Annotated in this window: 5 protein-coding genes; 3 read left to right on the forward strand and 2 right to left on the reverse strand. The window is 57.1% G+C overall.

The window, feature by feature from the left end:
• The first annotated feature begins 3 nt into the window (after positions 1 to 3).
• The 3 genes from PMI22_RS11480 to PMI22_RS11470 all read left to right on the forward strand — a co-directional run bounded on the left by PMI22_RS11480 (position 4) and on the right by PMI22_RS11470 (position 3323).
• On the forward strand, positions 4 to 423 hold the full coding sequence (locus PMI22_RS11480; RefSeq protein ID WP_007946709.1) for a very short patch repair endonuclease: 420 nt from the start codon (positions 4 to 6) through the stop codon (positions 421 to 423).
• Positions 424 to 984: 561 nt separating this feature from the next.
• Complete coding sequence (locus PMI22_RS11475; RefSeq protein ID WP_157214438.1) at positions 985 to 2190, forward strand: Fic family protein; 1206 nt, start codon at positions 985 to 987, stop codon at positions 2188 to 2190.
• A gap of 458 nt (positions 2191 to 2648) precedes the next feature.
• On the forward strand, positions 2649 to 3323 hold the full coding sequence (locus PMI22_RS11470) for a uracil-DNA glycosylase family protein (RefSeq protein WP_007946712.1): 675 nt from the start codon (positions 2649 to 2651) through the stop codon (positions 3321 to 3323).
• 131 nt (positions 3324 to 3454) lie between these two features.
• On the opposite strand, the gene istB is transcribed toward PMI22_RS11470, so the two are convergent.
• Both istB and istA read right to left on the reverse strand, forming a co-directional pair.
• Positions 3455 to 4210, reverse strand: a complete 756-nt coding sequence (istB, locus tag PMI22_RS11465) for an IS21-like element ISPsy14 family helper ATPase IstB (RefSeq protein WP_007946713.1) — start codon at positions 4208 to 4210, stop codon at positions 3455 to 3457.
• Between the two features lie 20 nt (positions 4211 to 4230).
• Positions 4231 to 5733 (reverse strand): IS21 family transposase, encoded by a 1503-nt coding sequence (gene istA, locus PMI22_RS11460; RefSeq protein WP_007946714.1) that lies wholly within the window; start codon positions 5731 to 5733, stop codon positions 4231 to 4233.
• Positions 5734 to 6216 lie beyond the last annotated feature (483 nt).

Consider the following 6216-nt stretch of genomic DNA (forward strand, 5'->3'; position numbering starts at 1 on the left):
GATATGACCGACTTCCTCTCCCCTAATGAGCGGTCAGAGAGGATGGCCCGAATCAAGGGGAAAAACACACGCCCTGAAATAGCACTGCGCAAGGTGCTCCATAGTCTCGGTCTGCGCTACCGTTTGAATGGGTCAGGCTTGCCCGGCAAGCCCGACCTAGTATTTCCCCGGTACAAGGCAGTGGTTTTTGTCCACGGATGCTTCTGGCACCGGCATTCCAACTGCAGTATCGCCACGACACCGAAAAGCAACACAGCATTTTGGGTTGAAAAATTCGAGAAGAATGTCGCCCGCGATGACCGGGTGACAAAGCTCCTTAAGGCGGCAGGCTGGAAAGTATTCGTCATTTGGGAATGCGAGGTTGGGTCAGCCAAAAAGGCAAACGCAGCAGGAGAGCTGCTAGCAAACCTGATACGTGGGTAATTGCACTGACTTGACCAGCCATTTGCATCGGACTTGACCAGCACGCTTCGTAACCATGACCGGCAGAGAACGACCCAGAGTGTGTAAAAACGCAGACACCGTTTGGAAATCTGTGTTGCTACGTAAAATCTGCCAGCGCTTGGCTAGTCGGCAGACCTGAAATTCGCGTAGGAACGCGATTTTCGTTCTGGTTTTGAACGTCAAATCTGCTCTAAAACGTTTTTACACAGCCTCGACCCAAAGCGGACGGTGGCCTAAGGCAGCAAATTGCCAATAGTAGATTGTCGCGCTCGACCTTCGGTTTACAGCCCCCCCCAACTTCGCACCTACGTTGTAGTGAAACGATGAAGCCTTCTCAGACTCGTGCGTGATATATGTCAAACCCTTCGGAGCCAAAAGCGCTGACGGTTCGCTAGTCGCTTTTTCGAGTCCGTACGTGATGTTAGTGAAGGGCTTAAAGGGGAATATACCGATAGAGCCGTCCAGCCCTTTTGGCTGGTCTTCGGGCCGTGGTACGCTCCGACAAGGATTTATCTATCTTACGCAAAGGGCCTTGGACCAGTGAGCATCTCAACCACCATTTTGTTGTCACATTGGGAGAAAGGCTCAGGAGACGCTGAACGTCTTTGTGCAGATTTATTACGAATAGATGCGTTTGAAGATGTTGATCCTCAACATCCACTTGGCGGCCCGGATGGTGGGAAGGATATTCTCTGCAGCAAAGACGGCAACACCTTCGTCGCGGCCGTTCATTTCCCGCGCAATCCTATTACTTTTGCCGCCACCACCGCGAAATGCGCCTCCGACCTAGAAGCGTCGCTCAAACATAATCGAAACGGTTTTATTTTCTTAACAAACCAAGAGCTGACAGTCAGCGAGCGTAGTACGCTGGAAAAGATGGCAGCAGGCAAGCGTAAGCGTTGTCTGATTTACCACCGCGAGCGTCTTCGCGTAATGCTGGACTCCCCCGCCGGATATGGCCTTCGCCTTCGGCATTTGGGAACGGCCATGAGCAATGAAGAGCAGGCTGCCTTCTTCGCGACGTCGAGCCAGAGCTTTACAGATGCCCTCAATGTCCAAACTCGGGCCATCGACTCCCTCGCTCGACGTATTGACCGATTTGGTCAGCAAGGGCTGACGTTTATAAGAAACACCGCCGCTGTAGTCGCCAACGCCGTGCGGGGCGAGCACACCGCAGTAGGCGCGATGCTTGAGGCGGCTGCAGCGACAAGCTTCAAGCGAGCCCTGGAAGATCCCAAGGATGCCGTTAGCACCCATCTGAGTGCCCCATTACTTCGTTATGTGCACCGGTTGATCCAAGCGATTGACCCGGCAGTAGCGGGCAAGTTTCGCGAGACTCAGGTGTGGCTTGTCGACCCAACAGGTAATCCGACTCCCGGCGTTGAAAGCCCTTCTTGGGATAAGGTCACTGCTCTAGTCAAAGAACTCCTTGAGGACTGGAACCGCGATTACGCGGGATTGCTCGAAAATGTAGATATGGTGATCCCTTCTATCGCGCGTTTCTTCCACCGATTGGTTTGGATACATCCTTTCATTGACGGAAATGGCCGCGTCGCCAGGGCGATCCTCGCTCTTCAGGCTCGGGAACTATTGGGCCTACTCGAAGACCCTGTCCTGGATCATGGCGCGGAGTACTACCTCGCACTCCGCGAGGCGGATGAAGGCAAGTTTGAACGTTTTGAGGCCCTCATTAAAACAGCGGTAAAGCACGCTGGTTACGTCCAGCAGTACCAATCAGATGCCTAGGGAACCCGTCCAACTCTACGGTGAGTCGCTTGTGGGGCTGACTTTCGCTGCTCGATCCCGACTTACACGATGCTCCCAATTTGCGTAGCCTGTTGGGATGTTCTCGACAATTTGTCAGTAGACATTGCCGGGTTAACGGCATCCCATGCCCATGCCCTATACAGCCTGGCAAATTGCTAAAGATAAACGACTGATCGTCCGCTTTTGGCCGATTGTTGGCTGTCGCGAAGGGTTGAATCCACAACCCAAAGCGGTCGGTAAGCCGAGCCAGGTACGCGAGCGAAGTACTGCAAATAACCGCGTTTATGGTAAACCTGCCTGTCGCCTGTGCTCAGCGCTGGCTGGGTAATTCGCCCCCGCGGAATTGACTTCGACTTACAAAGCGTCATTCTTGCTTGAGTCGCCCTGCCAACTCGTTCCGCCTCGACGAGCGTCACTAATATTCAGCAGGTAAACCTATGCTCGCCGCCAACCTCAAGCTTTTGGACATCTACTCAAAGGTCACCACCTGCGAGCAGGGATGCACCGGCATCGAGAATAAGCCTAAGGAAGGAATCATTGGGCGCAGCTTCTATTGCCCCAGCGATGTGGCCAATGTAACCATTCTGCTGGTCAGCAAAAATCCAGGGAAAGCCGACCCGAGAGAAAATGCCCTATATGCACCTCTCGACGGTGCCGGGCGGGTCGCGGCGCACACCCAATTCGTTCACGATTGCTTCGCCGGGATCAACCCGCTGGTCACTTCGCAGTACCACGCCCGAATCGTCAGATGGGTGTCGAAGATCCTCGATGTCGAAGCGACAACCGAAGCCGTTTTTGCACGTACGGCGATGACCGCCTTAGTGAAATGCCAGTCTGGCGGCGACAAGACTGAGCGCTTGTCCGATGAAACGGTGAGGACCTGTGCGGACACACACCTGTTCTCCGAAATCGAGACAATCCGACCACGGTTCCTGTTGGCCCTGGGTGGAGAGGCGTACAACTACCTTATGTTGCCTGTCATCAGGGCCCGCCATGGCCTCCCAGTGGGCAAGCTTTATCATCCGAGCTGGTCGAACATGAGAGGTGGCGAAGCTCGCTATCTTGATGAGGAGATCCCGAAGCTGCGCAAACAGTATCAGGACGCCCTATGAGCTCGCTTCAAGTTAACAAGCCTCATTTGGGCATTCCACGCCATCCGGCCACTCAGTCCACCAACATCCGGCCACCTATTCCACGGTCATCCGGCCGGGCAGTCGGAGCGCAGCGACGCAGGTTTGCATTGTTAGTCTGAAGTCTCTGTCGGCGTCAATTTCGTTGCGCGTCTGCGCATCGATTCGCCCTTCAGTTCGATCCGATAAGCGTTGTGCACCAGCCGGTCGAGGATCGCATCGCCCAAGGTCGGATCGCCGATCAGTGCGTGCCATTTGTCCACTGGCATCTGGCTGGTCACTAGCGTCGAGCGGTTGCCGTAGCGGTCGTCCAGCAGTTCAAGCATGTCGCGCCGTTGCGCAGCGGTAAACGGCGCCAGGCCCCAGTCGTCCAGGATCAGCAAGTCGGTCTTGGCATAACCCGCCATCAGTTTCGCGAAGCGGCCGTCGCCGTGGGCCAGGCCTAGTTCTTCCATCAAGCGCGGCAAGCGCAGATAACGCACGCTGTAACCGTCGCGGCAGGCCTTATGAGCCAGCGCGCAGGCGAGCCAGGTTTTGCCTACGCCAGTTGGGCCGCCGATGATCAGGTTCAGGCCGTCGCGCAGCCACTGGCCGCTGCCCAGTTGCAGGATCAAGGCCTTGTCCAAGCCACGCGGACTGCGATAGTCGATGTCTTCCAGGCAGGCGTTATGGCGCAGTCGTGCGGCCTTGAGGCGAGTAGTCAGGCGGGCGTCTTCGCGCTCGGTCAGCTCGCGGTCGACCATCAGACCGAGGCGTTCGTCGAAGCTGAGATCGTTGATGTCAGGCGTTGCGTGTTGTTCGCCAAGCGCCTTGATCATGCCGTGCAGGCGCAGGGTTTGCAGCTTGTCGAGTGTCGGGTTGGGCAGCATTTTGGTGCTCCTTTTTCAGGTCAGTGGTAGTAGCCAGGGCCGCGCAGGTTGATGTGTTCTTCAGGCAGTAACGGCAGGTTTTGCTGGGCCAGCGGCAGCCGTTCCAGCCCTTGGCGCAGGATCGATTCAAGGCTTTTGTAGCTGCACGCGCCCAGTGCCAGCGCTCGCTGGCAAGCGGCTTCCAGCCGCTCTTCGCCGTGCTGTTTGCTCAGGCGCAGGATCCCCAGGCAGGCGCGGAAGCCGTGCTGCGGATGGATTCGGCGTTCGAGGATGTAGGCGATTACACCAGCGGTGTTCGGCCCGGTCTGCTCAGCCCAGTGGATCAGTCGCTGCGGCGTCCCTTCGGCATGTTCGCGGTGACTTTTGGGCATGTGCTCGGTTTGGGTGGTGTGGCGGCCTTTGTGCGGCGAGCGCAGATGGCTGGCCACCCGCTGGTTGGCGTGGAAGCACTCGACGGTCTTAGCGGTTAGCCGCACTTCGAGTTGGTGCTTCACCAGCTGGTACGGCACCGAGTAGTAATGGCCCTCGACCTCGACGTGGTAGTCGATGTGGACGCGTACTTTTTTCCATTCGGCGTAAACGTACGGGTGTTCCGGCAGCGCTTGCAGTGCCGGTTGGTCGATGGTCTCGAAGGCTGACCGGCGTGAGCCGGGCAGCTTCTTGAAGGGCTTTTGATTGAGGCGTTCGAGCAGCAGGCTGATTGCCGTGTTGAGTTCTCCGAGCGAGAAGAACTGGCGGTTGCGCAGCACTGCCAGGATCCAGCGCTCGACCACTTGCACACCCACTTCAACCTTGGCTTTGTCCTTGGGTTTACGCGAACGCGCGGGCAGTACGGCTACGCCGTAATGCTCGGCGAGATCGCGGTTGTCCGGCTCGTAGCGATGCGCCTTGGTGACGCCACTGCGCAGATTATCGGGCACCAGGATCTGCGATGTGCCGCCGAAAAAAGCAAAACAGCGGGCGTGCGAGCCCAGCCAGTCGGGCAGTTTCTGCGACCAAGTGGCCTCGGCGAAGGTGTAGCTGGACGCGCCGAGGACGGCGACGAAGATCTGGGCCTGACGGATTTCACCGGTCTGTCGGTCGATAATGGGCGCGGTCTGTCCGGCGTAATCGACGAACAGCTTTTCGCCGGCACGGTGCTCCTGGCGCATGACAACGTCGACCTTGGCGGCCCAGAGGCGGTAGTGCTCGCAGAACCAGCTGTATTGGAAGCCTTGCGGATGAGCGAGTCGGTACTCTTGCCAAAGCAGGGCCAGAGTTACGCCGGGGCGGCGCAACTCCGCATGCGCCCAAGCCCAGTCGGGCATCGGACGCTGATCGCTGGGAACGGCGGGCGGCGGTGGAAAAAGCCGCCGTTGCAACTCGGCGTCCGTTAGCGCAGACGGCCAAGTCAGGCCGCTGGCAGCAAAGCGATTGAGGTACTCACCGACGCTGGCTCGACCCACTTGCAAGCTGACAGCGACCTGGCGGGCAGATAGGCCGACCTCGAATTTGAGACGTAGCACTTCTCGAATCTTACGCATGGATAACCGCTCCACGACGACCTCTCTGCTTCGATAAAAGAGGTCGATGGTAGTGAATTAATCCTGCGTTGCTGCCTGCTTTAAGGGTGGCCGGATGAGCGTGGAACGGGTGGCCGGATCACCGTGGAATCAGTGGCCGGATGTTCATGGAATAGGTGGCCGGATGGCCGTGGAATCCGCACCTCATTGCGATCCTGATCCCGATCACTGCTGATTCGGTGCAAAAGTAGCTTTTGTATTGAGATAGCTGCACGCGGGCAATATGTGTAGCGCTGTGGTGAGCCTTCGTTCTAGCGAACCTCCGCGTGCTGACGAGGCCAGTTGGATAGGTTTGATTAGGCGCGTTTTCTGCATTGCTAGCCCGGTGCTAGCCCGAGGAAGAAACAAAAAAGGCCTGCATCGCTGCAAGCCTTTATTTTTTTCGCACCAGGAATCGAACATGGCATCTGTAGGCCTTATAAACTGTTGGCGCTGATTGAAAAC

Origin of the sequence: Pseudomonas sp. GM21 (genome assembly GCF_000282215.1) — a bacterium.
GTDB lineage: Bacteria > Pseudomonadota > Gammaproteobacteria > Pseudomonadales > Pseudomonadaceae > Aquipseudomonas.